Annotated in this window: 25 protein-coding genes; 11 read left to right on the forward strand and 14 right to left on the reverse strand. The window is 47.2% G+C overall.

Features of this window, described 5'->3' with window-relative positions; translation table 11 throughout:
* Positions 1-5 precede the first annotated feature (5 nt).
* From OM978_RS05330 to OM978_RS05345, 4 genes are all read left to right on the forward strand, one after another.
* Positions 6-821 (forward strand): c-type cytochrome, encoded by an 816-nt coding sequence (locus OM978_RS05330; protein WP_264345858.1) that lies wholly within the window; start codon positions 6-8, stop codon positions 819-821.
* A 32-nt stretch (positions 822-853) separates the two neighbouring features.
* Entirely contained in the window at positions 854-1600 is a 747-nt protein-coding gene (locus OM978_RS05335) for a hypothetical protein (protein ID WP_264345859.1), read from the forward strand.
* A 387-nt stretch (positions 1601-1987) separates the two neighbouring features.
* Positions 1988-2311, forward strand: coding sequence for a hypothetical protein (locus tag OM978_RS05340; RefSeq protein WP_264345860.1), 324 nt, complete (start codon positions 1988-1990; stop codon positions 2309-2311).
* A gap of 262 nt (positions 2312-2573) precedes the next feature.
* Positions 2574-3299 carry a DUF1080 domain-containing protein gene (locus OM978_RS05345; RefSeq protein ID WP_264345861.1) on the forward strand — a complete coding sequence of 242 codons (726 nt, stop codon included), beginning with the start codon at positions 2574-2576 and terminating at the stop codon, positions 3297-3299.
* 57 nt (positions 3300-3356) lie between these two features.
* On the opposite strand, the gene OM978_RS05350 is transcribed toward OM978_RS05345, so the two are convergent.
* Positions 3357-3584 carry a helix-turn-helix domain-containing protein gene (locus tag OM978_RS05350; protein WP_264345862.1) on the reverse strand — a complete coding sequence of 76 codons (228 nt, stop codon included), beginning with the start codon at positions 3582-3584 and terminating at the stop codon, positions 3357-3359.
* Between the two features lie 13 nt (positions 3585-3597).
* Entirely contained in the window at positions 3598-4119 is a 522-nt protein-coding gene (locus OM978_RS05355) for a DUF2975 domain-containing protein (RefSeq protein WP_264345863.1), read from the reverse strand.
* 135 nt (positions 4120-4254) lie between these two features.
* Here OM978_RS05355 and OM978_RS05360 point away from each other — a divergent pair, with 135 nt between their 5' ends.
* A complete protein-coding gene (locus OM978_RS05360) occupies positions 4255-5079 on the forward strand; it encodes a MipA/OmpV family protein (protein WP_264345864.1) in 825 nt (274 codons plus the stop codon).
* 53 nt (positions 5080-5132) lie between these two features.
* Here the strand turns inward: OM978_RS05360 and OM978_RS05365 are convergent, their stop codons facing one another.
* Genes OM978_RS05365 through OM978_RS05375 form a run of 3 tightly spaced genes read right to left on the reverse strand, consistent with a single transcriptional unit; the run spans position 5133 to position 6778 of the window.
* Complete coding sequence (locus OM978_RS05365) at positions 5133-5741, reverse strand: hypothetical protein (RefSeq protein ID WP_264345865.1); 609 nt, start codon at positions 5739-5741, stop codon at positions 5133-5135.
* Positions 5738-5983, reverse strand: a complete 246-nt coding sequence (locus OM978_RS05370; protein WP_264345866.1) for a hypothetical protein — start codon at positions 5981-5983, stop codon at positions 5738-5740. The genes OM978_RS05365 and OM978_RS05370 overlap by 4 nt, the downstream gene beginning before the upstream one ends.
* A 3-nt stretch (positions 5984-5986) precedes the next feature.
* Entirely contained in the window at positions 5987-6778 is a 792-nt protein-coding gene (locus tag OM978_RS05375; protein ID WP_264345867.1) for a DODA-type extradiol aromatic ring-opening family dioxygenase, read from the reverse strand.
* Between the two features lie 104 nt (positions 6779-6882).
* Between OM978_RS05375 and OM978_RS05380 the strand changes: the two genes are divergently transcribed.
* On the forward strand, positions 6883-7770 hold the full coding sequence (locus OM978_RS05380; protein ID WP_264345868.1) for a LysR family transcriptional regulator: 888 nt from the start codon (positions 6883-6885) through the stop codon (positions 7768-7770).
* Positions 7771-7815: 45 nt separating this feature from the next.
* Here OM978_RS05380 and OM978_RS05385 read toward each other — a convergent pair whose 3' ends face one another.
* From OM978_RS05385 to OM978_RS05400, 4 genes are all read right to left on the reverse strand, one after another.
* Positions 7816-8190: a putative quinol monooxygenase gene (locus OM978_RS05385; RefSeq protein ID WP_264345869.1), complete on the reverse strand. Its 375-nt coding sequence runs from the start codon at positions 8188-8190 to the stop codon at positions 7816-7818.
* Entirely contained in the window at positions 8183-8395 is a 213-nt protein-coding gene (locus OM978_RS05390; RefSeq protein ID WP_053425407.1) for a tautomerase family protein, read from the reverse strand. Before OM978_RS05390 ends, OM978_RS05385 begins: the two co-directional genes overlap by 8 nt.
* A gap of 140 nt (positions 8396-8535) precedes the next feature.
* Positions 8536-9456 carry a LysR family transcriptional regulator gene (locus OM978_RS05395; protein ID WP_264345870.1) on the reverse strand — a complete coding sequence of 307 codons (921 nt, stop codon included), beginning with the start codon at positions 9454-9456 and terminating at the stop codon, positions 8536-8538.
* Positions 9457-9533: 77 nt separating this feature from the next.
* A complete protein-coding gene (locus tag OM978_RS05400) occupies positions 9534-10427 on the reverse strand; it encodes a LysR family transcriptional regulator (RefSeq protein WP_264345871.1) in 894 nt (297 codons plus the stop codon).
* Between the two features lie 99 nt (positions 10428-10526).
* Between OM978_RS05400 and OM978_RS05405 the strand changes: the two genes are divergently transcribed.
* From OM978_RS05405 to OM978_RS05420, 4 genes are all read left to right on the forward strand, one after another.
* A complete protein-coding gene (locus tag OM978_RS05405; protein WP_264345872.1) occupies positions 10527-11150 on the forward strand; it encodes an NADPH-dependent F420 reductase in 624 nt (207 codons plus the stop codon).
* A 56-nt stretch (positions 11151-11206) separates the two neighbouring features.
* A complete protein-coding gene (locus OM978_RS05410; RefSeq protein ID WP_264345873.1) occupies positions 11207-12202 on the forward strand; it encodes an alpha/beta fold hydrolase in 996 nt (331 codons plus the stop codon).
* An 85-nt stretch (positions 12203-12287) separates the two neighbouring features.
* The gene (locus OM978_RS05415) at positions 12288-13397 is read left to right on the forward strand and encodes a PA0069 family radical SAM protein (RefSeq protein WP_264345874.1); all 1110 of its coding nucleotides are present in this window, start codon (positions 12288-12290) and stop codon (positions 13395-13397) included.
* Positions 13398-13730: 333 nt separating this feature from the next.
* On the forward strand, positions 13731-14978 hold the full coding sequence (locus OM978_RS05420; RefSeq protein ID WP_264345875.1) for an MFS transporter: 1248 nt from the start codon (positions 13731-13733) through the stop codon (positions 14976-14978).
* 54 nt (positions 14979-15032) lie between these two features.
* On the opposite strand, the gene OM978_RS05425 is transcribed toward OM978_RS05420, so the two are convergent.
* The 5 genes from OM978_RS05425 to OM978_RS05445 form a co-directional block, all read right to left on the reverse strand.
* Complete coding sequence (locus OM978_RS05425) at positions 15033-16544, reverse strand: tryptophan halogenase family protein (RefSeq protein ID WP_264345876.1); 1512 nt, start codon at positions 16542-16544, stop codon at positions 15033-15035.
* Entirely contained in the window at positions 16541-18049 is a 1509-nt protein-coding gene (locus OM978_RS05430; RefSeq protein ID WP_264345877.1) for a 2OG-Fe(II) oxygenase family protein, read from the reverse strand. Before OM978_RS05430 ends, OM978_RS05425 begins: the two co-directional genes overlap by 4 nt.
* Before the next feature lie 104 nt (positions 18050-18153).
* A complete protein-coding gene (locus OM978_RS05435; RefSeq protein WP_264345878.1) occupies positions 18154-20640 on the reverse strand; it encodes a TonB-dependent receptor domain-containing protein in 2487 nt (828 codons plus the stop codon).
* A 277-nt stretch (positions 20641-20917) separates the two neighbouring features.
* Positions 20918-21817, reverse strand: a complete 900-nt coding sequence (locus OM978_RS05440) for a sugar phosphate isomerase/epimerase family protein (protein WP_264345879.1) — start codon at positions 21815-21817, stop codon at positions 20918-20920.
* A 76-nt stretch (positions 21818-21893) separates the two neighbouring features.
* Positions 21894-22907, reverse strand: a complete 1014-nt coding sequence (locus tag OM978_RS05445) for a LacI family DNA-binding transcriptional regulator (RefSeq protein ID WP_264345880.1) — start codon at positions 22905-22907, stop codon at positions 21894-21896.
* 365 nt (positions 22908-23272) lie between these two features.
* On the opposite strand from OM978_RS05445, the gene OM978_RS05450 reads away from it, so the two are divergent.
* Positions 23273-24439 carry a Gfo/Idh/MocA family protein gene (locus OM978_RS05450; protein WP_264345881.1) on the forward strand — a complete coding sequence of 389 codons (1167 nt, stop codon included), beginning with the start codon at positions 23273-23275 and terminating at the stop codon, positions 24437-24439.
* Positions 24440-24504: the final 65 nt, after the last annotated feature.

Raw genomic sequence — 24504 nt, forward strand, 5'->3', positions numbered from 1 at the left:
CAGCTATGAACAGACTTTTGGCATCGGTGTTGTTTTTGCTTTGTGGCGTTTTATCTTTAGCTCTTTATGCTCAAAGTCTGGATATTCAGCTGCCTGATCAGAAGGTGAGCTGGACACTAGCCGACATCAAACAAAAAGTACCAGTACAGCAGATCAAGCTACTTGACCCTGTGTACAACAGCGAAAAAAGCTTTGAAGGCGTGTCTTTACTGCAACTGTTAAAAGCTGCAGGTTATAAGCTGGGCCAGTCTGCCGATGAAGTGGTGCTGACCGCTTCTGATGGCTACGCGCCTAGTATGCCACTTGAGTTTTTGTTGGACGACCAGGCGGTATTGGTGTTTGCCGAAACAGGCAAAAAGGATTTTGACTTTGCCCCTGTCGCCCAGGGTAAAGCTATGGTATCGCCTGCACCATTTTATCTGGTGTGGAAACAAGGCAAAGCTGTAGAAAAAACCAGACCCTGGCCTTATCAACTGGTGAAATTAGAACTGGTCAGTTTTCAGCAACGTTACCCCAAACTCTATCCAACCAACGCAGCCCAAAGCTCAGCTGCTTATCAGGGCTTTTTGCTATTTAAACAAAGCTGCATAAGCTGTCATTCCATCAACCTGCAAGGTGGCGAACTAGGTCCTGAGCTAAACGCGCCAAAAAACGTCACCGAATACTGGACTGATGAGCACTTAAAAGCCTTTATTCCCAACGCATCCGGTTACAGATACAAAAGCAAAATGCCCGCTTTTCCGCAGTTGAGCGCAGAGGATATCGACCACTTAGTGGCGTATTTAAAGCATATGAAGGGTTATAAAATTCAGCAGCCTTAGTGGCTGCTTTTTCTTAAGTTAAAGGACGAACAATGATGAAAATTCAACACCTCATAACCTACGTAGGCCTGCTTGGCTTATTGATTAGCAGTACTGTGCTTCAGGCTGCAGAACCTGTCAGACATATGACGCTGCAGCAATTGTGTTACTCCTTGCCAGTGCAATTTACTTATGAGCAATTTCAGGCTTATGAGCACTGCACAAAAGAGCAGGGGCCTGAACAAATAGCGACCTATTTTGCGGATATCTATCAGAAAAAGCAGGGAAAAGTGACATTGCGTTATCTGGATAACACTGAAATTGTGTTTGAAGATTTTACCGCTGACGACGCTGAGCGTTATCAGGATTTCTCTTTGTGGGGTTGTGATAACACTAGAAGGTACTGCGTGATCTTTAAAGCAGGCTGGGAATGGTGGAGTTATTTACTGATTGATCGCAAAACAAAACGAACGACTGAGTTAATGGGTTATCCGGTGTTTTCACCTGATAGTCAGTTGGTGTTTGAATATCTGGACACCCGCAACTCAGCCACCTTTGACCGTAATATATTAAAACTCTATCGGTTAAATGATGACAAGATCACATTGTTATTGGAAAGGAATGACTCAGATTTTGGGGTTCATAGTGCGAAGTGGCTTGGCCCTTCAACCCTTGAAGCCAAGTTACAGCACTTTGCAGCCAATGATTTTAATCTTTATGTTGAAGTTGGACAGATGAGGTTGGTTGTCACTGGGGACGAAGTGAAAGTGGCTATTGAAAAAACAACACAGCAGCAGTGAAAACTGCTCGCTGTGCCCTGGCTAAATCTGCACAGATTGTTTGTGGATTATGCCGATATGGGCACTTAAAATCACAATGAAACGGCACGTCTTTTTGTACCAATAGCAGACCAATAAACTTTAATCAGGGGCTCCTTCTGTTGTCAAAAACTATCTATAACCACAAGTTAAATTTTCAGACGTTGTTGAGTTGATGTAAGGACAAGGTGCGTATTTTCGGCATAAATTTTGTCGGTCATAAATTTAGTGATTTCAGAAAAACCTGTTGAAATAGAGGTACATCAGCGTTAGTTTAGTAGGAGTAAAAATCATAACAGCAGGCAGAAAATTGCTCAACTTGCGGGCTGGCTGCTTTTGAACATGGATTGTTAGGTGAATGGTTTCATCATGAAGACACTACAAATACTTGGTAACTTAATTCCTATCTTATTAGCGCTCCTTGCTTATTATCTATTTGGTGACACTAAACCGAATACACCTGCATATGCTGGCACTGCTTTGGCTATGGGGTGGATGGGGGCCGCGCTTTTTGCTATCGGTTTTGTCTTCGTATTTGTAATGCCTGGCTCATTTATGCTTCTGACAAAAGTAAATAGAACATACTTTTCTTTTACCTCAAAAGGCTGGTTGTCAGTGTTAGTCATAAACTGGCTTTTAATTGGCGTATACAGTGCGTGCATAGTATTGTTTGCTCTAACTTCGGTACGCTAAAGTTACCTAACAAACAAATTTTATCGCCAGCAAAAAGCGCTGGTTGCGACGTCAACCCGCCGCGCGGCTTTCTGCGATAAATGCGGGCGTTAGGCTTCCAGAGAGAAATAATGGAAAATTCAATAAATGGTGAATGTCGCTACAAAGCTCCAATTTGCGCATTAGAAACACTACGTTTGTAGTTCAGCAATAATCTCTGGCTTTTTCTTCTTCATCTCAACGCTTAGCCTATGGCTGTTTTTTTACCACACTGGACAGCGATATGAAAAAACTACTGACACCACTGATACTGGCTTTCACTCTGGCCACACCTGCTTTTGCCCAAACTATTCAGTGGGAAGGGCGGGAGTTTGAATTAAATAAAGTCACTGCTGCTGTTGTACAACTTGGTGGAGAAGAAGTGTTAAAGGTGGAGAGGGATCTGAAGGCTTTGCCTTTTGACGTGAAGCGCCTTGGCGATACAGTGGATGAAGCCACTTACGTTAAGCTGAAAGACTTTGAATTTGCCGATGCTATTTTTGAAGTAAAGGTATTGGCACGGGTGCAGCGGCCCACTCCTTTTGCCGCTTCACAAGGTTTTATTGGGGTTCACTTCAGAACCAGCGCAGACCATTCCGCTTTTGAATCTATTTATTTGCGGCCTAATGTCGGCAGAGCTGATGTGCAGGCCTACAGAAACAAGGCGGTGCAGTATTTTGCTTACCCAGGTTATAAATTTGATCAACTGCGTAAAGATGCGCCAGGTTTGTATGAAACCTATGCCGATATTGGCCTGGATGAATGGATCACCATGCGTATTCATGTGGCAGGAGAGAGAGCCGAACTTTATCTGAATGACGCCAAATACCCGTCCTTTATCGTCAATAAAATGAAAGGAACTTCGGCTTCAGGCGGCATTGGTCTTTATGTGGATATTGGCACTGAAGGTTACTTTAAGGATTTTAAAATTATTTCTTCTATCCATCCAAAGCTAAAAACGGGCGTTTAAGCTGAAAACAGCTGAACGGGCAGAGCTAAAATTTCTGCGGCTCTGCCCGTTCAGCTTTTAGTCTTCTAAGGGCTCGTCTTCACCCAGCGTATATTCGAGAATATCGGCAGGCTGGCATTCAAGAACCCGGCATATAGCACTTAACGTGGAAAAACGGATCGCCCTTGCTTTGCCTGTTTTCAGTACAGAAAGATTCTGCACGCTAATACCAATAGCGTCGCCTAACTCGTTCAGACGCATTTTTCGTTTAGCCAGCATCACATCAAGATTCACAACAATTGCCATAGCTCAGGCTCCATCAAATCGTAAATTGTGCATCTTGATGCAATTTAATAGCCTGTGACATCACTAAACGCAGTGCCAAAATAACCATTCCTGAAGTAATAAGAGATAAATCAAGGCCATATTGTAACTTCCAATCATTAACGTCACCAAGGACGAATAAAACATAGGACGTCAGATTCAGAAAAATCAGCTGGAAAAATGGCCAGATCAACAGTAACAACGCAATGCGCACCATTGAATTTAATGTGGCTTCAACAAAGAGGCTACCGCGGCGAAATTGTCTGATCAGGCTATGCATGCAGCCCAGCAGTATCAGATAAAGCAGTACATTTATCCCAATAAAAACACCAGCAAGAATTTTCCCCTGCAATGAAAAATCAATAATAGGTAGTCCTGCACAGGCTCCGGCACCCGCATTAAAATGGGTTGAAGTGACGCCAAAATACACCCTTGCCCCTATCAGAAATGGCAATGCTATCCAGACTGCCCAAAACGCTTTATCAAGAAAGTTTAAAATACCTGTCTCTGATTTCATCTCACCCGCCTTTGCCTGTCATTGGATAAAATAAATGTTTATCGTGCTTTACATCATGATAAACATTAAATAATCTATGCTTTAAATGATATTTATCTGTATACCATTCTCTATCGCAGCTCACAAGGAAAAATCATGAAAATTAAGATAAATTTATTTAGCCCAGCTCTATTCGGGGTATGTTGTCTGCTTCCTCTTAGCCAAGCTGGTGCCCAGCAGTGGAGCCAGCCTTTACCTGAAAGTTCCTCAACCCCCAGCACTGAACAGGCCAGTTCCTGGCACTATTTGGTGGGTGCAGGCGCTGGCTACATGCCGGTATATGAAGGATCTGATGAGTTTGAAGTGATCCCCGTGCCTGTATTAAGCGCTGAATATAAAAACGGTTTGTTTTTTGCCAATGTCCGTCACGGTATCGGCAGTTACCCACTCAGGGGCGAAAATTACAAGTTGGGGCTGTCGATAGGTTATGGCTCGGGCCGGGACGAAAAGGATGATCGTACAAACTTACAGGGGATGGGGGATATTGATCCTTCAGCCACGGCTAACCTGTTAGCAGAATACGATTGGGCCATGTTTAAATTTTCAGCCAAGCTGTCGGCCGGATTATCTGAAGGCTACGGCACGACGGCAGAATTAAAAACCGAAGCCCGTTATCCACTGTCGTCTTCAATAATACTGATGGCGGCGGTTGCAGCTAATTGGGGTGATGAAGACTATATGAATAGTCGTTTTGGCATCTCCGCAGAACAGGCTGTTTTGTCTGGCTACAGCCCTTTTCAAGCTGAAGCTGGTGTTAGCTCTGTGGGCTTGTCTTTAGGCTTTACTTATCTGCTGTCAAAGCAGTGGAACCTGACCTTGATGGCTAAAGCCGATAAATTAAATGGTGAACTTATGGATAGCCCGCTGGTGAAAGAAGATCTGCTTCCAGCTGTATTTTTGACCACTAGCTACAGGTTTTGACTAAGCAATAAAGCCGGGTTGCAGTGCAACCCGGTTTGTCACTGTGCTGTGTTTTACGCTAAGGCGCTTATCCAATCCACCGCCGCCTGAGTGGGTAATTCATGCTGCATGCCGGCAAAAATTTGCGACTCTATGTCCTGACCAAACTGGGCTAAACGTTGTTTCGCTTGTAGCACCAGTTCTGCTGGAAATAGCGGATCACGCTGACCATGCAACCAGCCAAGACTTTTTACCGACAAAGCCTGATCCGGTAAGCTGGCAAAACGGCTGGCACAAACCAGCAGATGACAATCGCTGAGTTCTGTCGTTTTGGCGGCTTCAAGCAGCATAATACCGCCCTGAGAAAAACCAAATAACACTGGCTCAATAGCAGCCGCCCTTGCTTGTTGCAGCCAGGGGGCCAGGCACTGAAAAAAGGCCGGTAAGGCTTGAGTTACCCGCTCAGGCCTATTTTGTTCTGTTACTCCTGCGACAGAAAACCATTGCGACAAACCGCGTTCATCGACAAAAGGCGCAGCTAAAGCAACAATCAAGGCCTGTGGATTGGCTGCAGCAATAGCTTGTCCCAGCGGCTTTAAATGAGCGGGTGACGAACCCACGCCATGCAGTAACAGCACTAACTGCTTAAAGTCTTTCGGTGGCTGAATAATTAAGTCTGTCATAGCTTGTCCTGTGTTGGTTGTGCTGTGGTGTTATGCAGCCATTTAGTAAAAATTCGCGTTAATAGCGGCATCCAGACAAAGCTTAATGCCAGAGTGCCAATGCCCGAGGTGATCAGCACCCGCAGTGGTAAAGGTAATATTTCCAGCTGCTGCTGAAGCAGTGCATACACCAGCAATAAGGTTGGATAAAGCGCTATCCAGCGTAACAACCAGAGTTTCCAGGTTGGAGCTTGTTTTGCCATGCCTTATCCCTCTTGACCCGCACGCTCAAAGGCGTAGGCATCCATACTCAACATACTGTGACGGATTTCTCTGACCAGTGGCTGCACTATGCTGTACTGTCCAGCTATGCCCAAAACAAAACTCAAAGGCAAAAAATGCTCGTCTGTTGGGTGAGCTCTTTTGGCATGAGGGGCCAGTTCCAGCGCATCTACTACCTGCAAAGCCTGGTTTTGACTCAGGCGGTTGGCTATCCAGTCACTAAACTCTGCAGCATAAGCCGCAGCAGGTTCGTCGGCATAAGCGCGGAATTCGTACAGATTGTGTGTCAGGCTGCCTGAGCCGACGAACAGGATCTGATCTGGCGCAAAATCTGCTAAAGCCTGACCTAACTGGTACAGCTGACGGCTGGACCAGCGCACTGGTAGCGATAGCTGGATCACTGGCACATCAGCCTGTGGAAACAGATAACGCAGTGGTACCCAGGCTCCATGATCCAAACCCCGATTCGGGTTGAGGCCAGCACTGAAGCCTTGTTGCTGCAAATGCTGTTGCAACTGAGCTGCAATGTCCGGAGCTCCGGCAACAGGGTACTGCAACTGGTAAAGCGCTGAGGGGAAACCAGAGAAATCGTGGATGGTTTCAGGCGCGCTGCTACTGCTTAAATACAAGCCCTGACTTTGCCAATGTGGAGATAACACCACAACAGCAGCAGGTTTGGGCAAGGTGCTGCCAAAGCGGGTCAAAGCCGGACCTGCACTACCTGGGTCCAATGCGAAGCTTGGAGCTCCGTGAGAAATAAAAACAACCGGCAGCATGTACTGCACTCCTTTATCTACAAAGTTTATTGGAGCACTATAATTAACTACTATCAGGTGATAAATTGGCGTCACTAGCATTTACTATCCCGAAAGGTGGGATAATGTCGCAGATTAACGAAATGAAAGCCTTTTTGGCTGTGACTGAAACCGGCAGCTTTGTGGCTGCAGCGGAGAAATCCGGCGTGTCGACTACAGCCTTATCCAGATGGGTGATGCAGCTGGAGCAGCGTTTAGGCGTCAGATTACTGCACAGAACCACCAGAAGGCTGAGCCTGACAGTCGAGGGGGAACGTTTCGCTGAACGTTGCAGTGATATTTTGCAGCAACTATCAGAAGCTGAAGCAGAGCTTAGTGCGCAAGCCAGTCAAATCAGCGGGCGACTGCGTGTCAATGTACCTGTCAGTTATGGCATTCGGTATTTAGCGCCGCTGTGGGCCAGTTTTAAGCAGCAAAACCCGGCTATTGAACTGGACCTGGTGTTAACCGACCGCTTAACCGATATGGTGGAAGAGGGCTTTGATCTGGCAGTACGTATTGGCCGGCCTGCCAGTTCAAGCCTGATCAGCAGGCCTCTACATCAGCTAAAGATGCAGCTTTGTGCATCCCCTGAATATATTCAAAGGGTGGGTTTACCAGCAGATCCTACCCAGTTGTCCCATCATCAAATTATTGCTTACAGTTATTGGGGCAGTGGCAATGACTGGAGTTTTATTGGGCCAGAGGGAGAGCTGACGGTTCGGACCAAAGCCTGGATGTATTGCAATAACGGCGAAACTTGTGTGGCTGTAGCAGAAAATGGTGGAGGCGTGATCTATCAGCCTGATTTTTTAGTGACGCAGGCGCTGCAGCAAGGCCGACTTATTCAGCTTTGTCCTGACTATCAGGGTTTAACTTTACCTGTTTGTGCTGTGTATCCGTCAAGGCGTTTTGTGTCGGCCAAGGTCAGAACACTGGTGGCGTTTTTACAGGAGCAGCTGGCTGCGGAATAATCCGGCGGTTTAAGCCTGCCGGATCTATGTCATCCAGGTTTTTAATCAGCGGAAAAAACCTGCAAAAGGTTGCATATACACAGCTCCAAAGCTGTTTAGTCTGCCTTGGGCATGCTGATCAGGGGCACCATACACAGTTAAGGCGGTCACCTCGACGCAGGATAAAAACTCAGCGGCGAAGGGGCCAAAGGTGGTGTCGACATGGCTGACCAGCGCTGTTGAATCCTGATAACTTTCGATGATATGAGCACTGCTGTTATCTGCGTTCAGGCTATAGCTGTATAACAAAGTACCGGGTTCCAATGCTGTGGCCGCAACGACTTTTTGCACCAAAGCCTGAAAAGCGGTCAGCATGGCTGGTTTTAATGCCAGCTCAAATACGCAAATGATCGCTGAGTTTTTGCTGGCAGCTTCACTCATCTGCTTTGCCTGCTGCGGCTTTTAGCGTTTCTGCAAAAATTTCGCCAGAAATAGCCCAATCTTTGGTTTGCACATCGTTAAAAATGACATAGACATACTGTGGATCGACGTTGGCGTGTTTAGCTATAGCGGCCGTCACTTCTTTGGCTATGGCTTGTTTTGCATGATCACGGCCGTCAAACATCTGAATATTTACTACTGGCATAAGGCACCTCTGTGGTTGATTTTAGCGGTTGATTAACTTCAGCTTTAGCCAGGGTACTGGCGACAGGAAGGATCATAACAACAGAGTGAAAGTGGATAAACGCCGTTAAATATCACTTACCGTAGATTTAAATTCTACAATCAGCCAAAAGTTCCGGCATCAGATAACTGCACCAGTTCATCCACTATAAAACGCACCGCAGGCATCAGCTGTTTAGTGCGGGGCCAGATAATGTTCAGTTCAGTAGGTGATGGTGTCAGTTCGGGCAGTATTTGCAGCAGTGTTCCATTAGCGAGATAAGGCCGCAGCAGCGATTGCGGAAACTGAATAATACCGGCACCGGCGACACAGGCTGCAACCATAGCGTCGCCATCACTGATTTGGTGAAAGGCTTTCGGCTGAAAGCGATGTTCCTGACCTGCGGCATTTTTCAAGCGCCAGCTCAATGAACTGCCGCCGCGCCAGGCCACAATACATTGATGTGTGGATAAATCCTCAAGCGCTTTTGGCGTGCCAAAAGTGTCTAAATAAAGCGGTGATGCAGCCAGTAGCAAAGGTTGTGGTGTCAGGGCTTTGGCAACCAGATCTGTACTGTCTTTCAGCGGACCAAAGCGAATGGCTAAGTCAAAGCCTGCATCCATTGGATCGATCACTTTGTCGTTAAAGGTCAAAGTAAGCTGCAGTTGGGGGTAGCGCTGCGTCATACCGAGCAGTACCGGCATCATCACTGAGCGGCCAAAAGCGGCAGGCATATCGATACGCACTCTGCCGGAGGGCTGACTCAATTTAGATTGCAGCAGTAGTTCAGCCGCCTGCAAAGTGTCTATCGCCAGCTGGCAACTAGCCAGATAAGCCTCGCCTGCTGTGGTCAGACTGAGCTTTCTGGTAGTGCGGTGGAACAAGCTGGTGTTTAACTGACTTTCCAGCTTGGCAATACTTTTACCAAGAGCTGACTTCGAGATCCCAAGCTGTTCTGCAGCCGCTGTAAAGCTTTGCGCCCTGGCGGCTGTAGTGAAATACACTATGCCCCGAAATGGATCTGAAACTGTCTGTGTGGTCATCGTCAGAATTCCGCTGTGAGAAACTAAGTAAGTGATCAGGCTTGAAGCCTGAGTGAGCAATATAAAAGCTGTTTTATCTAGGGTGCTTCAGGGCCGAAGTGTGCCAGCACAAAGCTGATAAAGCTGCGCAGTTTGGGCGTCATGCGTCTGTCTGGCGCATACAGCAGATGCATGGGGCGGCTGGGCACAGGGAAATCAGGCAGTAGCTGGATTAAATGGCCCTGGGCTATGGCTTTTTTTACCAGCTCTGCAGGTTGCAACATAATGCCCTGATGCTGCAATGCGGCAGCCAGTAAGGCTTCGCCGCTATCTGACATAAACTGACCTGTTACCGGCACTGTGATTTCACCCTCCGGGCTTTGAAAAGTCCAGTGTGTGCGTAATTCAGTATGCAAAAATCCCAGACATTGGTGATGCTGCAAATCCCTCGGATGACTCAGAGGCTGGTGTTTTGCCAAATACAAAGGCGAGGCACAGAGCAGCAGCTTGTATGGTTTAAGGTTTCTGGCAATCAGGCCACTGTCGGACAAAGTACCCACTCTGAATACCGCATCAAACCCTTCGTCTATTAAATCTACTTTGCGGTTGGTGATCGACAACTCTACAGCCACTTCAGGGTATTGCGCCATATAAGTACTTAGTTTCGCTGTCAGTGCATGGATACCAAAGGACACTGGTGCACTGATCCTGAGTTTGCCTACGGGAGTAGCTCTGACTTCTTCTGCCAGACTCTGAGCAGCCTCTACTTCTGCCAGAATATTTTTTGCTCTTTCATAATAAGCACCGCCAATTTCAGTTAAATGCTGTCGCCTGGTGGTGCGGTTGAGTAACTGCACCCCAAGCTGTTGTTCTAACAGCCGGACATGTTTTCCGACCAACTGAGAGGACATTTGCATGGCATCTGCGGCGGCAGACAGAGAGCCCATTTCCACCGTTTTGACAAAAACTTCCATACTCAGTAGTCGGTCCATTGGAAACGCCTTGTTTTAAGTGAAGAGCGAATGTGCGCATTTATTACAGCATATTTCCAGTAGTAGCCTATATGCAAGCTATAACCAAGAGGTGGAACTATGAAGATTGCAATTTTAGGCACTGGAAATATGGGCGCAGCTTTTGCTGCAGAACTTGCCGCCACACATGAAGTGAGCATTGGCAGCAGAGATCCAGCCAAAGCGGCAGCCCTGGCTGACACTATTGGCGCTGGTACTGTGGGTGGCGGTATTGCCGCAGCAGTGAAATTGTCGGATGTTGTCATTCTGGCTTTGCCTTTTGCTGCTGTGTCTGACGCGCTGAAACAGACAGGAGATTTAAGTGGTAAGGTCTTGATTGATATCTCTAATCCGCTTACGGCTGATTTTCAGGGATTAAGCATAGGCCATCTGACATCGGCGGCTGAAGAAATTCAGGCATGGGCGCCAACGGCCAAAGTAGTAAAAGGTTTTAATACAATTTTTGCTCAGTTAGTAGCAGCAGAAAACCGCAAAACTCAGCCACTACAGGTGTTTGTGGCGGCAGATGATGAAACTGCAAAACAAACTGCTATGGCGCTGGCCAGCTCGATAAGCTTTCAAGCTGTGGATGCCGGGCCATTAAAAAATGCCCGTTTTCTGGAGCCTGTTGGCGCTATGAATATTCAGTTTGGTTTCTTTTTAGGCAAAGGCCCTGTGGTTGCCCCAGTTTGGCTTGGGCTTTAAATCTTAACAGGCAGTGAAAATACTGCCTGTTTTATCTTTTTATTGGCGGGAAACATATGAACAAAAAGTTGAATATCTGGCTTGGTTTTTTTCTATTAGCACAAGCGGTGCTAACGACAGTAAATGCGGAGCCCGCTGTCGAAGTACTGAAGCAAGATTTTGTTTTTCCAAATAAAATAGCCGGTTTTCCTGCCAGGTTGTCTGATATTAAAGGATTGGAAATCAATTACTTCACCACTAACGATGGGGTGAAATTGGCGTACTGGCAAGCTGGTAAAGGCAAGCCTGTGATCTTTGTGCCGGGCTGGTCGGCCAATGGCGCTGACTTTATTGATGTGATCTATCTGCTGAGCAGTGGCTACAAGGTGATAGTGCTGGATCCGCGTAATCAGGGTTTATCAGAGCAGGTGCGGCAAGGGCAACGAATTTCGCGTTATTCGATGGATTTAAAGCAGTTGACTGAGCATCTGGCGATAAAAAAAGCGGATTTTGTCGGCTGGTCTATGGGCGCTTCGGTGCTGTGGGGTTACATCGACCTGTTTGGTACAGACAGCATCAACAAACTGGTCTGGATTGATGAGCCTATTTCTATTTACACTCGCGAGGATTGGTCTGAGCAGGAAAGACGTAATGCCGGTGGCATGACAACCTCGGCCGAGCGTATGATTGCCGCTTTTGCCGGAGCACCGACTAATAATCAGGTGGTGGATATGAAAGTGATGGAGCGTTTTATGGCGCAAGATTCGTTGCATTTTCAGAACTCTCAGGCCTTTGCCAAAGCTGTGATTAAAACTAACCCAGAGTATATGGCTCAGGTGTTATTTGACCATATTACCAATGACTGGCGTGATGTGGTGCAGTATAAACTGGATATGCCAGTGGCTATTTTTAGCGGTGAATTGAGTCACAATTTGCCGAGCCAGCAATGGGCTCAGTCGGTGATCCCTGGCGCAAAACTTTATGTTTATACAGCGGCAGAGCAGGGTGATCATTTTCTGGCGGCAAAAAATCCAGTGAAATTTGTTGCTGATCTGAAGGCATTTTTACAATAGCAGTAAAAATGCGTCTGCCCTGTGTGGTATTAGTGTTCTGTGCGGCATCAGTATTAAGGGAAGAGTTAAAGTTGGGTAACAAAAGGTGACGGAATGTTGTTGTGGTCAATGCGCAGCCTGTCAGGCCAGATCATCTGCTTTACTGCAGCTGAAAAAGCGTGGTAGTCAGGACAGAAGAGTTGGCCGTTTTGGCCAACTTATAGCCCTGCAACCACAGGCTCTGAATGCTGAAGCAAGCACAGCTGTGTTACAAACTCAAACCCAGGTGGTGCAGGCTAAATCTATTCTGAATAGCAATAGCTCCCCCGATATTCCCTGGTCAAAAACCATCAATCCTTATCAGGGCTGCGAGCATGGCTGCAGCTATTGTTATGCCAGACCTTCCCATGCTTACCACAATTTATCGCCCGGCCTGGATTTTGAAACTCAGCTGTTTGCCAAGAGCAATGCAGCCGATTTGCTGCAACAGGAGTTTATGAAAGCGGGTTACAAGCCGACGACTATTGCCATAGGCACCAATACAGATGCTTATCAGCCGATTGAGCGCACTTATGGCATTACACGGCAGCTGCTGCAGTTGATGCTGCAATTTCGCCATCCGGTGTCTGTGCTGACCAAAAGTAATCTGATCACCAGAGATATTGATTTGCTGTCGGAACTGGCGGCTTTGCAACTGGTGGAAGTACATTTTAGTCTTACCAGCTTGCGCAGTACGCTGGCAAAAAAACTTGAACCCAGAGCGGCATTGCCTGCTGCCCGGCTTGAAGCGATCAGGCTTTTGTCGCAGGCTGGAATTCCGGTCAAAGCCATGTTCGCTCCGCTGATCCCCTGGCTCAATGATGCCGAAATGGCAGATCTGATGTCGGCAGCAAAACAAGCTGGTGCACAGAGTATGGGCTATATATTGCTGCGGCTGCCCTATGAAGTGCAGGGTATTTTTACCGACTGGCTGGCTCAGCATTATCCGTCAGAACAAGGCCGGATCCTGGCGATGATTCGGCAAAGCCGGGGGGATCTGAAAAACGCTCAGGCATTCACCAGCCGGATGACAGGGCAGGGGCTTGCTGCACTCGAGTTAAAACACAGCTTTGAGCGTTGTTTTACCGAGCTGGGTTTTAAGCCGATGAGCCCCGATGATTTAACGACAAGCTTATTTACTAAAGTTTCCGCCACTTCACAATTATCTTTGTTTTAGATAAAGCTCAAATCCTGTTGGGTACAATGCTCTTTTGCCATTTAACATGGCCTTTTCAAAAAACTTCTTTAATTCGCTGCACTTCTCACTGATGAAATAAATTTACCTGATAGTTTCATTTTTTTATTGCCACTTAAACGATTAAGTTGTAGCTTTAAAGCATTATCAGATACAAATAATCTGACAAACCGGATGCGTTGTTGTATTGCCCTGGGGAGGGTGAAGCGCGCCGGATTTTATGGATCTTGCCTTTTAAAAGCCTAAGGTGAATAAAGCCGAAGATCCTGATAAAAACCAGCGCTGCTTAAAAGCGCACCAAGACAGGGTAGACCCATGCAACAAGTTCACTCTTTAAATGCGAGTTCGCCACCTTCATCCACAGCACAGCTTTCGCCCAGTGCTTTTACGCAGGTGAAGTGGATGACTTGCCTGATGTTTTTTGTTTTTGCTATGACCACAGACGCAGTTGGCGTCATTATTCCGCAAGTGGTGGCGCAGTTTCAGTTAAGTCTCACTGAAGCCGCCGCTTTTCATTATGTGCCTATGTTGTTTATTGGTTTATCTGGCTTGTTTTTGGGTCGTTATGCAGACCGCTTTGGTCGGAAGAAGGTGATTCTTGCCGGTTTAGCGCTCTATGCTATAGCTTGTGTGGCTTTTATTTTTGGTGAAAGTTTTATCTTTTATCTGCTGCTGTTAGGTGTCAGTGGTTTAAGTATTGGTTTATTTAAAACCGGAGCTTTAGCGTTAGTGGGGGATGTCAGCCCTGATGCCGACAGTCACACCCGATTAATGAACAGAGTGGAAGGTTTTTTTGGTCTGGGTGCTATTTTTGGCCCTGCTTTGGTAGGTTTGTTAATAGCGGCCTCTTTGGATTGGACTCAGCTTTATCTGCTGGCAGGGCTGATTTGTGCCGTGTTGCTGATTATGGCCTCAAGGCTGGATTATCCGGCCTACCAGCCACAGCAGCATACGTCTGTCTGGCAAAGTCTGGCGCTGGTGAAAGATAAACATGCTCTGGGGTTTTCGCTGGCTATCGCTTGTTATGTTGCCACTGAAGTCGCCATTTTTGTTTGGTTGCCTACGTTATTACAAAGTTACGATGGCAACTTCACTGTACTGGCCGCCCACGCTATTACAGTGTTTTTTATTCTGCGCACCGCAGGACGATTCCTTGCCGAGTGGTTATTGCTGCGTTTTAGCTGGACTGCGTTATTGGCCTGGTTTGGCAGCGCTATTTTTATTTGTTTTGCCTTGAGTATGTATTTTGGCGTCGCCGCTGCTTTATGGTTGATGCCGCTATCAGGGCTTTTTATGTCGATGATGTACCCTACGTTAAACTCCAAAGGCATCAGCTGTTTTCCACGCCAGCAGCATGGCGCAGCTGCAGGTTTAATTCTGGCTTTTACCGCGTTGGCAGCAGCTTTAGGGCCTTTGCTGATGGGCTTAGTCGGCGATGCGATGGGGGATGTGCGTTATGGTTTTTATCTGGCGACAGGTTTTGCTTTGCTGTTAATGCTGGGGTTATGGTGGAATCACTTTGTGCAACCTGCCGCCAGACGACTGGCGCTTGGTCATGATTAAGTTGTAGCCAGTTTTCAGAACAAAGGCAGCCTGGGCTGCCTTTGTTGTTTTAACTTAGAGTGGGGCGGCTTTACAGTACTGGTCTATATACTGTTGATGCGTGGGCAGCGACAAAGCCGCCGCCTGCATCGCCTGACTGAGTTTAGCTAATCGTTCTGCGCCTTCAATGCTGCGATAAGCTAGCATAGCATCGGTTTTTTGCGGTGTATTAAACTGACCTATATGCACGGCCAGCCAGCTGGTGTTGCCAAATAAATCCATTTCGCCCGGTATTAAGCGGCCCTGACGTTTAAATTGCTCTATCCGGTAATTGAGTGAGTCTGGCACTGGCATGGCTGCGCAGTAACGCCATAATTCGCTGTCATCCCGCTCTGTCAGCTTGTAATGCAGAATGATGAAATCGCGTATATTTTCTATTTCGCGAATCGCTACTCTGTTGTATTCCTCAGTCAGCAAAGGGTCAAAATCTCTAGCCGGAAACAGCGCTAACAGCTTGGCTATACCCGCCTGAATTAAATGAATACTGGTGGATTCCAAGGGTTCTAAAAAGCCACTGGCAAGGCCTATGGCCACCACGTTTTTATTCCAGAACAAGTTCCGTCGTCCTGTAACAAACTGCAGCATTCGGGGTTCAGCTAAAGCTTTGGCTTCAAGGTTTTGCAGCAGAACATCCTGAGCTTGCTGCTCGCTCATAAAGTGGTTACTGAATACATGGCCATTGCCAGTGCGGTGTTGCAGCGGTATGCGCCATTGCCAGCCAGCAGCATGAGCTGTGGATTTTGTGTATGGGGTGAAGTCGCCGCGTTCACTCGGTACTGCCCAGGCTCTGTTGCACGGCAGCCAGTGTGACCAATCCTGATAACCGGTTTTTAGTGTGTCTTCAATCAATAAACCGCGAAAGCCGGAGCAATCGATAAAAAGCTCACCTTCAATCAATTGACCGTTGTCCAGCTGCACTGCTTCAATAAAACCTGAGACAGGGTTTTGTTTTACCGCGTTGATTTTACCTTCGATACGCAGTACGCCTTTGGCTTCGGAGTACTGGCGTAGATAGCGGGCATAAAGGCCGGCATCAAAATGATAGGCATAATCGTGAGTCGATAGTACATGGCGTGGATCTGTGACAGGGGGCGCAAAACGGCCCTGTTGTGCTGCCACCCATGCCATAGAATACTGATCAAAAGCTTGTGCTTTACCCTCAAGCTTTGCTTGTAACCAATGATGATGCAGGCTGACCAAATCAAACTGGCGGCCATAGCTGCCAAAAGGGTGGAAATAACTGTGGTTTTGCCGCCCCCAGTTGATGAACTGAATACCAAGTTTAAAAGAGCCTTGAGTGGCGCGGATAAAGTCGTTTTCGTTAATTCCCAGGCTTTGGTTAAACAACCGAATCGGCGGTATAGTGGCTTCGCCTACGCCAACTGTGCCTATTTGCTCAGATTCAATCAGCGTGATCTGGCAGCCTTGTTGTAATGCATTACTTAAGGCTGCAGCTGTCATCCAGCCTGCTGTGCCTCCGCCAACTATCACTATCTTTTTTATGCTGTTGTTTCCAGAATAGCTCATCCGGGCTCTCCGCTAATAAAAGGCTGAGGTTCAATATCAAAGGCCAGAGTTAAACGTTCACCCGACTCAAAAGGCACAGTGTTATGCCATAAGGTGGCTGGAAATAACACCAGGGTACCAGCTTGTGGTTGATGCTGAAGTTGAGGATCTAATGGCAGTTGAAGCTCTGCAGGTGGTGCGCCAAACTGCAGCCATCCAGCAGGTGCTTGCCCCAACTGTTTTGCGGTTGGGATCTCAAGATGCAAAGCTGCACTGAGCCAACCGGATGGATGAGTGTGGCTGACATTAAAACCCTGAGTTTTTAGTAAAGTAGACCAGCTGCCGCTAAAACGACAGCGGCCTTGTAAAGAGCGGTCGCGTGTTCGTCCTAACAAAGGATGCGTAGCTAGCGCAGTTGGTAGTTGCTCTACATAGCTTTGCACTGCAGTTTTTAGTTTATGTTTTAACAGATGCAGCGGTTGTTCATGGCGCAGCAGAATATTTTGATCAGTTTGGGTGCCACCACGAACTGACTGCTGGGCAAAAGGTGCTTTGGCTTTGTGTAAGGAGCGTAAAACAGAGCACAACACATTTAATTCAGTAGTGCTTAACTGCAAATCAAAGGCTTTTACCTGCATGGGTTCAGTGTCCAGCCACCAGGCTCTTTGCTCACCTGATTGAGCTCCCAGCATACGCCAAATCAAAGAGATGTAAGGCCAGAATACAGTGGCTGATACGGTTTGAAGCCAGGGCAGGGCACTTTGTTCAGCAGCTTTCAATTCGCCATGGCGCAGCTGAAATCGGGTTAACGCCATAGCCCGCACCGGATCTTGTACCTGACTTGTTTCTGCAAATAACAAGGCCGCTTTTGCGGTGTCGCCTGATTCGGCTGCGACAAAAAGCCGGGCTAAGGTTAGTTGCAAGTGCTTACCACAACGCTGTTCGGCTAAGCCTAAAATCTGCTGACATTGGGGCCATTGTTTTAACTGGGCATGACTGCGAAACCAGTCAAGCCAAAGTGCGAGTTGTTGAGGCTGTTGTGTGCATGCTTGTCGATAATTATCCGAAAAATGGCTGGCATCACCTGATGTAAACCGCATGCTGCTTAATAACTTGTGACCATCCAGCCACAGCGGATGAGCCGCCAGATTTTGGACTAACAGTTGTTCTGCCAGACTGTATTCGCCATCAGCGGCTAAAGCCAAAGCTAAACCACGGTAGGCATTTAAATCGCCCGGAGTCAAAGTGGTGAGCTGATAAAAATGATCGACAGCAGAGTAACCTGCAAAGAAGCGGCTTTGCGCCAACGCCATCAGAGTTGAGGCATCGGATGGTTGTAGAGCTGCGGCCTGGCTAAAGGCATGCACAGCTTCTGTTTCATATTGTTCTTCATGCCAGGCAAAACCTGCTAGCTTCCAGGCCATTGCATCCTGCGGTACCTGTTCAAGCTGTTGGCGCAGCAGCGGTATCGCCAGATCGGCCCGGCCTTGTTGCAGATGCTGTTGTGCCAGCTGAACTCTGGTCATGCAGTGTCCTTGAAGCAATTACACCAATACAGATGAAACGGAAAAGCTGGTAAAGCAGTGTGCACTTTACCAGCCTGTTTTTTTCGTTTTGCCTGAAAAACAGCTTAGAAAGTCACTGTCACTGAAGCTGTCGCTGTACGGCCAATCACAGGAGAGCCTGAAATCACGGTCGGCGTTACTGAAGCGTCTGCTAAACCACCGCTGCCACGGATATCAAATTCATCTGTCAGGTTATACACCTGAAAGCCAAATTCCAGATTATCAGTTGGGCTGTATCTCAGGCTACCACCTAAGGTGTAGTTGTCCGGATATTCATTACCAGCACCGTCAATAGCTGCTGTCTGACCTGTAATATTTAAGCCTGTGATCCATTGATCATTAATATGATAGTTGGATGACAGGGTATAAATTAAATCAGGAATACCGTCAGCACGGGTCCAGTTTGTTGTTCCTGCTGATAGTTTTTCTGCATCTGAATAAGTAGCGTTACCCACCAGCGAGAAGTCGCCAATCCGCACTGTACCTAGAATTTCAGCGCCCTGAGATTTGTATTCAGCGTCAATCACACAACCACCTGCTACGCCACCACAGCGGGTCGCAGATAACTCATAAGTGCTTTGTTTAAAGTCACCTTTGAGTAAGGTCAGCTCAAAAGTGTAATAACCATCCAGCACTTCACCACGGCGTTTCACACCCAGCTCGTACTGATTCACAAAGTCGACCGCTGAAGTTAAGCCTTGCTGATTTAACGAACCATCGGCATTAATTTTACCGCTGACGGTTTGACGATCACCGTTAAAACGGCCACCTTTGGATGCCCGTGTAAAGAGGCTGGTGTCTTCGTTTAATTTATACAAACCACCTACAGTCCAGGAAGTGTAACTGACAGAGTAGTTCAGGTTTTCGCGGGCACCATTAGGGATCAACGTTGGAATAGCCACACCATCAACCACAGTGTTAAATACTTCTCCACCAGCTGCTGTCCAACCTGAAGCATCCACAGTGTCACGACGTACGCTGGTATCCAGCGTAAAGAGATCCGTATCAAAATCCAGCGCCAGGTATGGGGCTGTGTCTGTGTAGGCTAAGTCGTAATCGCGGGCGTTTGAGCTGCCCCAGTTATCATTGAAACCTGCGATACCGTTTGCAGTTAACTGATTGCCTGCATCATCAAATAAATCCAGCATAGCTGGATTATCGCCGCTGAGTTCAGAATAGGTTCTGTTGGTATGCCAGTCCGCTGCCACATTCTGGTTCATGTAAAAATAACCAGCGCGTGCCGTAAAAGTGTTGTCGTCTATGGCGAATTCTTTGGATACAGCTAAATCGTTTACAAAGCTGCCAACATCACGAATGTTGGTATTTACGTTGGTGTTGTTGTTCAGATAGGCTGAATCGTACAACTCACCAGCTCGTGGGCCATTGGCAAAACGAATACTGTTTACTACTGCACCATTGACTGTTGAACCTAACACACTGGCTGTGGTAGCTGCGTTAAAGAAAGGCGAAGTAAAGCCGCCGCTCATATCTGTCCAGCGCATTTTATTGTCCAGCAGGATGTCGTTTTTGAATTCGTAATGCAGCTCGTTACCAAGTGAAAATGATTCAGTAGTAATACCAGACATCTCTACCCGCTCTGTCACACCTTCGCGGTTGACGATCAGAAACTCCTGGTTGTGGATAGAGTAGTTCGATTGATTACGGCCATCAAAACCAGGGTAAGGGCGTAAATCGCTGAAACTGTTGCCGTCGTAGTTGGCCAGTGCAGGAGCCCCTGTGTAGTTCGGTTCCTGAGTGTCTGCTACTTTTACCAACACGCGGAAATAACTGACATCATCTTCAAAAAACTTGGTGACGTTGGCTTTTACCTGTGCACTTTCACTGACGTTAAAAGCTGCATCTAATGGGCCTTTGCCTTGTTTGACATAACCACCAACATGGAAATTAACGCTGTCGCTGGCTGCTCCACCATAACGGAAATCAACTTTTTTCTCGTCATGGCCAACACCAGTGTTCAGGCGGAGTAAACCACCTTCAACGTCACCGTAGTTACTGATGTAGTTGATAATAGCGCCAGGTGACTGAGAGGAGAATGTACCTGCTGTACCGCCACGCACACCTTCAACCCGGTCAACACTTGAATCAAAACGGGTCCAGTAGTCGTTGTTACCAAACTGTAGATCACCAAATAACACTGTTGGTAAACCGTCTTCCTGAATTTGCACAAAAGGTGAGCCGCCAGTTGCTACAGGCAAACCGCGCACAGCGATATTTGAGTTACCGCCAGGGCCCGAAGTACCGGCCACCTGAATGCCTGGGATCATACGGAATACTTCAGCTTCTGAGCTGGGTTGGAAATCTTTGATCATTTCCGCATCTACGCTGGTGACCGCAATAGCAGATTCAATCTGGGTACGGCCCGGTACGCTACCAGTGACTACTATGGTTTCAAAGGCTTCGGTTTCAGCTTTTTCTGATCCTGCTGCTTCTGTGGCTGCCGTGCTTTGTGCCCAGACAGGGCCAGTTGCAATAAGTGTAGATGCGAATAATACCTGCCGTACCGCCACTGAAACTTTCTGTTGCTTGAACATTGTATTTGCCCCCTGTCGGGTAGTTACTTAATCGATTAAGTTATTTTTTTATAAAAAAGCAACTGCCAGCTTTTTGCTATAGAGTCGCTTTTTTGAATCATTGGATGAACTTTTTTAATTCATCTCTTAATCGTTTTACTTCCGAATTTAACTGATGTCAAGCCTGTCCAGAAAATAATCAATCTGATGAGTCGAATTGCAGTAATAAATTTGCTGCAAAAAAAAATAACCGGACCAAAAAGTCCGGCTTATTTTTAAAAGAAAGGGGAGGAAATAATCAGCTTAGTAACTTGCTTAACGCGCTAAAGCCCTGACGAATAGTTTCCACTCTGTTGTCGGTTTGGTCGCGTTCGACATAAGCGTGGCGTAAACCTGCTGCATCGGCTTTGGCAAAAATAGGTTTGAAATCAATCACACCTTTGCCTACATCCGCAAAACTACCTGCTTTGTCCATGTCTTTGACATGCCAAAGTGGGAAGCGGCCTGGTTGGCGGGCTATTAAATCCAGTGGACTAAGGCCTGCTTTGACGACCCAATATAAATCCAGCTCCATTTGCAGCAGTTTGGCGTCTGTTTCATTCAGCAGCACATCGTAAGGCACCTGGCCGGACAGCTTAATAAACTCAAAGTCGTGGTTGTGATAAGTCAGTTGCATACCAGCGGCCTGAATTTTTTCGCCGGCTTTGTTTAAAAACGCCGCTAAGGCTTTGTATTGGTCGATAGTTTTACGGTCTGTGTCCATCAGATAAGGCAGTACCAGATACTTGTGACCCACCACTAAGGCTTGCTCAATCACCTTATCCAGATCTTTTTGCATTACATCCAAAGGTACATGGCAGGATGGAGCGCTCAGACCTTCGCTGTCCATGATCTTCTTTAACTGCGTTGCGCTTTGATCGTAATAACCTGCAAATTCAACCTGGGTATAACCTACACCAGCCACCAGTTTTAAGGTGTCTGCCACACTTTGGGCCATCAGATCTCGCAGCGTATAAAGCTGCAACCCTGGGACTACTTTAGCAGCACTGGCTGATGCTTTAGTTTCTGCAGATAATGGCAGCGACGCCATACCTAAACCTGCCACGCCTAAACCCAGCGCACTGAGTTTCAGAAATTGTCGCCGCTGCTGATCCAGCAATTCTGGTTTTTGTTCTAAGGTCGAATGGTCGTATGGCATAGCTAGCTCCTGCTCTGGTTGCGTCAACCAGCTCAACCCTGCCCAAGCAGAATATGCGCTGGCATAGTGACTAAAGTCAGCCTAACCCAGCCGGAGCTGGACCTGTGCTGGCACGTTGAATAAGGTCAAAAGGTAAAATGACTTTAGGTGCTTTACCCAGACGACCTTCGATTAAATCTATTAATAAGCTGACCGCTGTACTGCCAAATTCTTCAGCGGGCTGAGCTATGGTGGTCAGTGGCGGATCGGCAAAGGCGGCAAAAGAAATATCATCAAAACCTGCCACAGAGATATCGCCTGGTACTTTCAGGCCACTTTGTTTAATACCTTGCATAGCACCTATCGCCATTTCATCGTTTTCGCAAAACATGGCGCTGGGTGGATTAGGCAAAGCCAATAATTCTGTGGCCGCTTTATGGCCGGATTGCAAAGTAAAATCGCCCGGATACAACAAGCTTTCATCAAAAGGGACGCCAGCAGCATTTAAGGCATCGCGATAACCTGCCACCCTGTCACGGGTTAACGGGCTGCGGGCCGGGCCTTTAATCATTGCAATACGTTTGTGCCCCAGCTGCAGTAAATGTTCGGTCATAGCGCAGGCCGCTGCTCTGTTATCCAATAACACAGTAGGGCAGGCGATACGGTCTAATACTTCACAGGCATTGACCATAGGCAACACAGAGCCGGTTTTCATGTCCAGTTGAGCAAAGGGGTTATGAGCGCGCAGCTGAACCAGACCATCCGCTTGCGAGGTATGCACCATACGGGCATAACTTTGTTCCATTTCTTCATCTGCCAGCGTATTGCATAACAGCAGTGAATAACCTTTATCGTGAGCAGCTTGTTGCATGCCACTGATCACTCGGGCAAAAAATACGTTGGCCACTGTAGGTACCAGAACGACCAGATTACGGGTTTTACCTGAGCGAAATTTTACAGCCATCAAATTAGGTTTATAGCCAAGCTGTTTGACTGCTGTCAGCACTTTAGTTCGGGTCTTCAGTGACACCAAATCGGGCTGCTGCAAAGCCCGGGACACTGTGGCCACCGACACTCCAGCCTGTTGTGCTACGTCACGAATAGTAGACATGAATGTATTTCACTTTAGGGATTTGCTCCGGATTTTATCTGGATATTCAACAGGGTGCATCTATTAACCTGACAATATTCAACCGCTTATTTTTATCTGACAGTTGATGTAACCGATATCATTTATAAAGCACTTTTTTATAAATGGGAAGGCAGTTCTACCGAAATACTCAGGCTTAATTAGTGCAAATGCTCTTATTTGGTGCGGTGTTTTTTTATGTTTGTGCAATTAAAGTGCGTAATTTGCGACAAACAGCGGATTTTCTATTGACGACACAAAATGTAATCCGTTACATTTTTTGCAGCTTCAATTTTTGATCTACAGTCACTATCTGTTTGTGTTTGTAAACCACAGGGAAAAAAACCATGAAAACCCCAGCTAAACAAAAAATTCGTATGGGTATGGTCGGCGGCGGAGAAGGCGCTTTTATTGGTGCAGTGCATCGTCATGCTGCAGCGCTGGACGGCCAGATTGAATTAGTCTGTGGTGCTTTTAGCCGGGATGCCGGTAATAACCAGCGCACAGGTGACGATTTGTGTCTTGATCCGAATCGTCTGTACAGCAGCTGGCAAGAGTTAGTGCAGCAAGAAGCCGCATTACCTGAAGACAAACGGATGCAGCTTTTGGTGATAGTGACACCAAATCAGCTGCATGTGCCTATCAGCCGCGCTGCTATAGCTGCAGATTTTCATGTGTTTTGTGAAAAACCAGCTGGAGTCACGCTAGCTGAAACTCAGCAACTGGCTGTGGATTTGATTGCCAGCAATAGCCTCTATGGTTTGGCTCATACTTACCTTGGTTATCCTATGGTATGGCAAGCTAAAGAACTGGTGCAAAACGGCACTTTGGGCACTATCCGTAAAATTTTTGTTGAATACCCACAAGGCTGGCTGACCGAAGATTTAGAAAGCAGTCAGAACAAACAAGCCAGCTGGCGTACTGATCCCGCTCAGGCTGGTGCCAGTGGTTGTATGGCTGATATTGGTACCCATGCTTTTGGTATGGCGGAGTTTATCAGTGGCCAGCATATCACCGAACTTTGTGCTGAACTCAAAAGCCATGTAGAGGGCCGTCGTCTTGATGATGACGGTGCAGCTTTATTCCGCACAGATGGTGGCGCCAGTGGTGTTTTACTGGCAAGCCAAATTTGTGCTGGTGAAGAAAACGCGCTGAAAATCCGTATTTATGGTGAAAAAGGCGGGCTGGAGTGGCATCAGATGGAACCTAATACGCTGATTGTAAAACCTCACGGTGCTCCTGTTCAGGTATTGCGTGCCGGAGCTGGTCAGGCTGGTTTGGGCGCTGAAGCTTCTCGCCGCTGTCGTTTGCCAGCAGGTCACCCTGAAGGTTATCTGGAAGCTATGGGAAATTTATACCGTGATTTTGCCGCCGCTATCCGCGCTGGCGAACGTGGTACTCCTACTGGTGTGCCAGGCATTAAAGCCGGTATGCGGGGTATGGCATTTATTGAAACCGTCAGCAGCAGTCAGCATAGCAATGAAAAATGGCTGTCAATTCCTGCGATAGATTAAGCCGCTCGTGGATGTAAAGGCAGCGTTCAACTTTTTGATTAGCCAGCATGCTGGCTCAAGGAATA

The sequence above is a fragment of the Rheinheimera sp. MM224 genome, from assembly GCF_947090785.1.
In the GTDB taxonomy this organism is placed as follows: Bacteria; Pseudomonadota; Gammaproteobacteria; order Enterobacterales; family Alteromonadaceae; genus Pararheinheimera.

What these genes read in the sequence shown, in the direction of transcription:
- OM978_RS05425 (WP_264345876.1), bottom strand. Translation starts at nt 16,544, where the DNA reads ATGAGCTATTCTGGAAACAACAGCATAAAAAAGATAGTGATAGTTGGC.
- OM978_RS05405 (WP_264345872.1), top strand. Translation starts at nt 10,527, where the DNA reads ATGAAGATTGCAATTTTAGGCACTGGAAATATGGGCGCAGCTTTTGCT.
- OM978_RS05375 (WP_264345867.1), bottom strand. Translation starts at nt 6,778, where the DNA reads ATGCTGCCGGTTGTTTTTATTTCTCACGGAGCTCCAAGCTTCGCATTG.
- OM978_RS05430 (WP_264345877.1), bottom strand. Translation starts at nt 18,049, where the DNA reads ATGACCAGAGTTCAGCTGGCACAACAGCATCTGCAACAAGGCCGGGCC.
- OM978_RS05450 (WP_264345881.1), top strand. Translation starts at nt 23,273, where the DNA reads ATGAAAACCCCAGCTAAACAAAAAATTCGTATGGGTATGGTCGGCGGC.
- OM978_RS05350 (WP_264345862.1), bottom strand. Translation starts at nt 3,584, where the DNA reads ATGGCAATTGTTGTGAATCTTGATGTGATGCTGGCTAAACGAAAAATG.
- OM978_RS05435 (WP_264345878.1), bottom strand. Translation starts at nt 20,640, where the DNA reads ATGTTCAAGCAACAGAAAGTTTCAGTGGCGGTACGGCAGGTATTATTC.
- OM978_RS05355 (WP_264345863.1), bottom strand. Translation starts at nt 4,119, where the DNA reads ATGAAATCAGAGACAGGTATTTTAAACTTTCTTGATAAAGCGTTTTGG.
- OM978_RS05385 (WP_264345869.1), bottom strand. Translation starts at nt 8,190, where the DNA reads ATGAGTGAAGCTGCCAGCAAAAACTCAGCGATCATTTGCGTATTTGAG.
- OM978_RS05400 (WP_264345871.1), bottom strand. Translation starts at nt 10,427, where the DNA reads ATGGACCGACTACTGAGTATGGAAGTTTTTGTCAAAACGGTGGAAATG.
- OM978_RS05330 (WP_264345858.1), top strand. Translation starts at nt 6, where the DNA reads ATGAACAGACTTTTGGCATCGGTGTTGTTTTTGCTTTGTGGCGTTTTA.
- OM978_RS05345 (WP_264345861.1), top strand. Translation starts at nt 2,574, where the DNA reads ATGAAAAAACTACTGACACCACTGATACTGGCTTTCACTCTGGCCACA.
- OM978_RS05440 (WP_264345879.1), bottom strand. Translation starts at nt 21,817, where the DNA reads ATGCCATACGACCATTCGACCTTAGAACAAAAACCAGAATTGCTGGAT.
- OM978_RS05390 (WP_053425407.1), bottom strand. Translation starts at nt 8,395, where the DNA reads ATGCCAGTAGTAAATATTCAGATGTTTGACGGCCGTGATCATGCAAAA.
- OM978_RS05340 (WP_264345860.1), top strand. Translation starts at nt 1,988, where the DNA reads ATGAAGACACTACAAATACTTGGTAACTTAATTCCTATCTTATTAGCG.
- OM978_RS05395 (WP_264345870.1), bottom strand. Translation starts at nt 9,456, where the DNA reads ATGACCACACAGACAGTTTCAGATCCATTTCGGGGCATAGTGTATTTC.
- OM978_RS05335 (WP_264345859.1), top strand. Translation starts at nt 854, where the DNA reads ATGATGAAAATTCAACACCTCATAACCTACGTAGGCCTGCTTGGCTTA.
- OM978_RS05445 (WP_264345880.1), bottom strand. Translation starts at nt 22,907, where the DNA reads ATGTCTACTATTCGTGACGTAGCACAACAGGCTGGAGTGTCGGTGGCC.
- OM978_RS05370 (WP_264345866.1), bottom strand. Translation starts at nt 5,983, where the DNA reads ATGGCAAAACAAGCTCCAACCTGGAAACTCTGGTTGTTACGCTGGATA.
- OM978_RS05420 (WP_264345875.1), top strand. Translation starts at nt 13,731, where the DNA reads ATGCAACAAGTTCACTCTTTAAATGCGAGTTCGCCACCTTCATCCACA.
- OM978_RS05380 (WP_264345868.1), top strand. Translation starts at nt 6,883, where the DNA reads ATGTCGCAGATTAACGAAATGAAAGCCTTTTTGGCTGTGACTGAAACC.
- OM978_RS05410 (WP_264345873.1), top strand. Translation starts at nt 11,207, where the DNA reads ATGAACAAAAAGTTGAATATCTGGCTTGGTTTTTTTCTATTAGCACAA.
- OM978_RS05360 (WP_264345864.1), top strand. Translation starts at nt 4,255, where the DNA reads ATGAAAATTAAGATAAATTTATTTAGCCCAGCTCTATTCGGGGTATGT.
- OM978_RS05365 (WP_264345865.1), bottom strand. Translation starts at nt 5,741, where the DNA reads ATGACAGACTTAATTATTCAGCCACCGAAAGACTTTAAGCAGTTAGTG.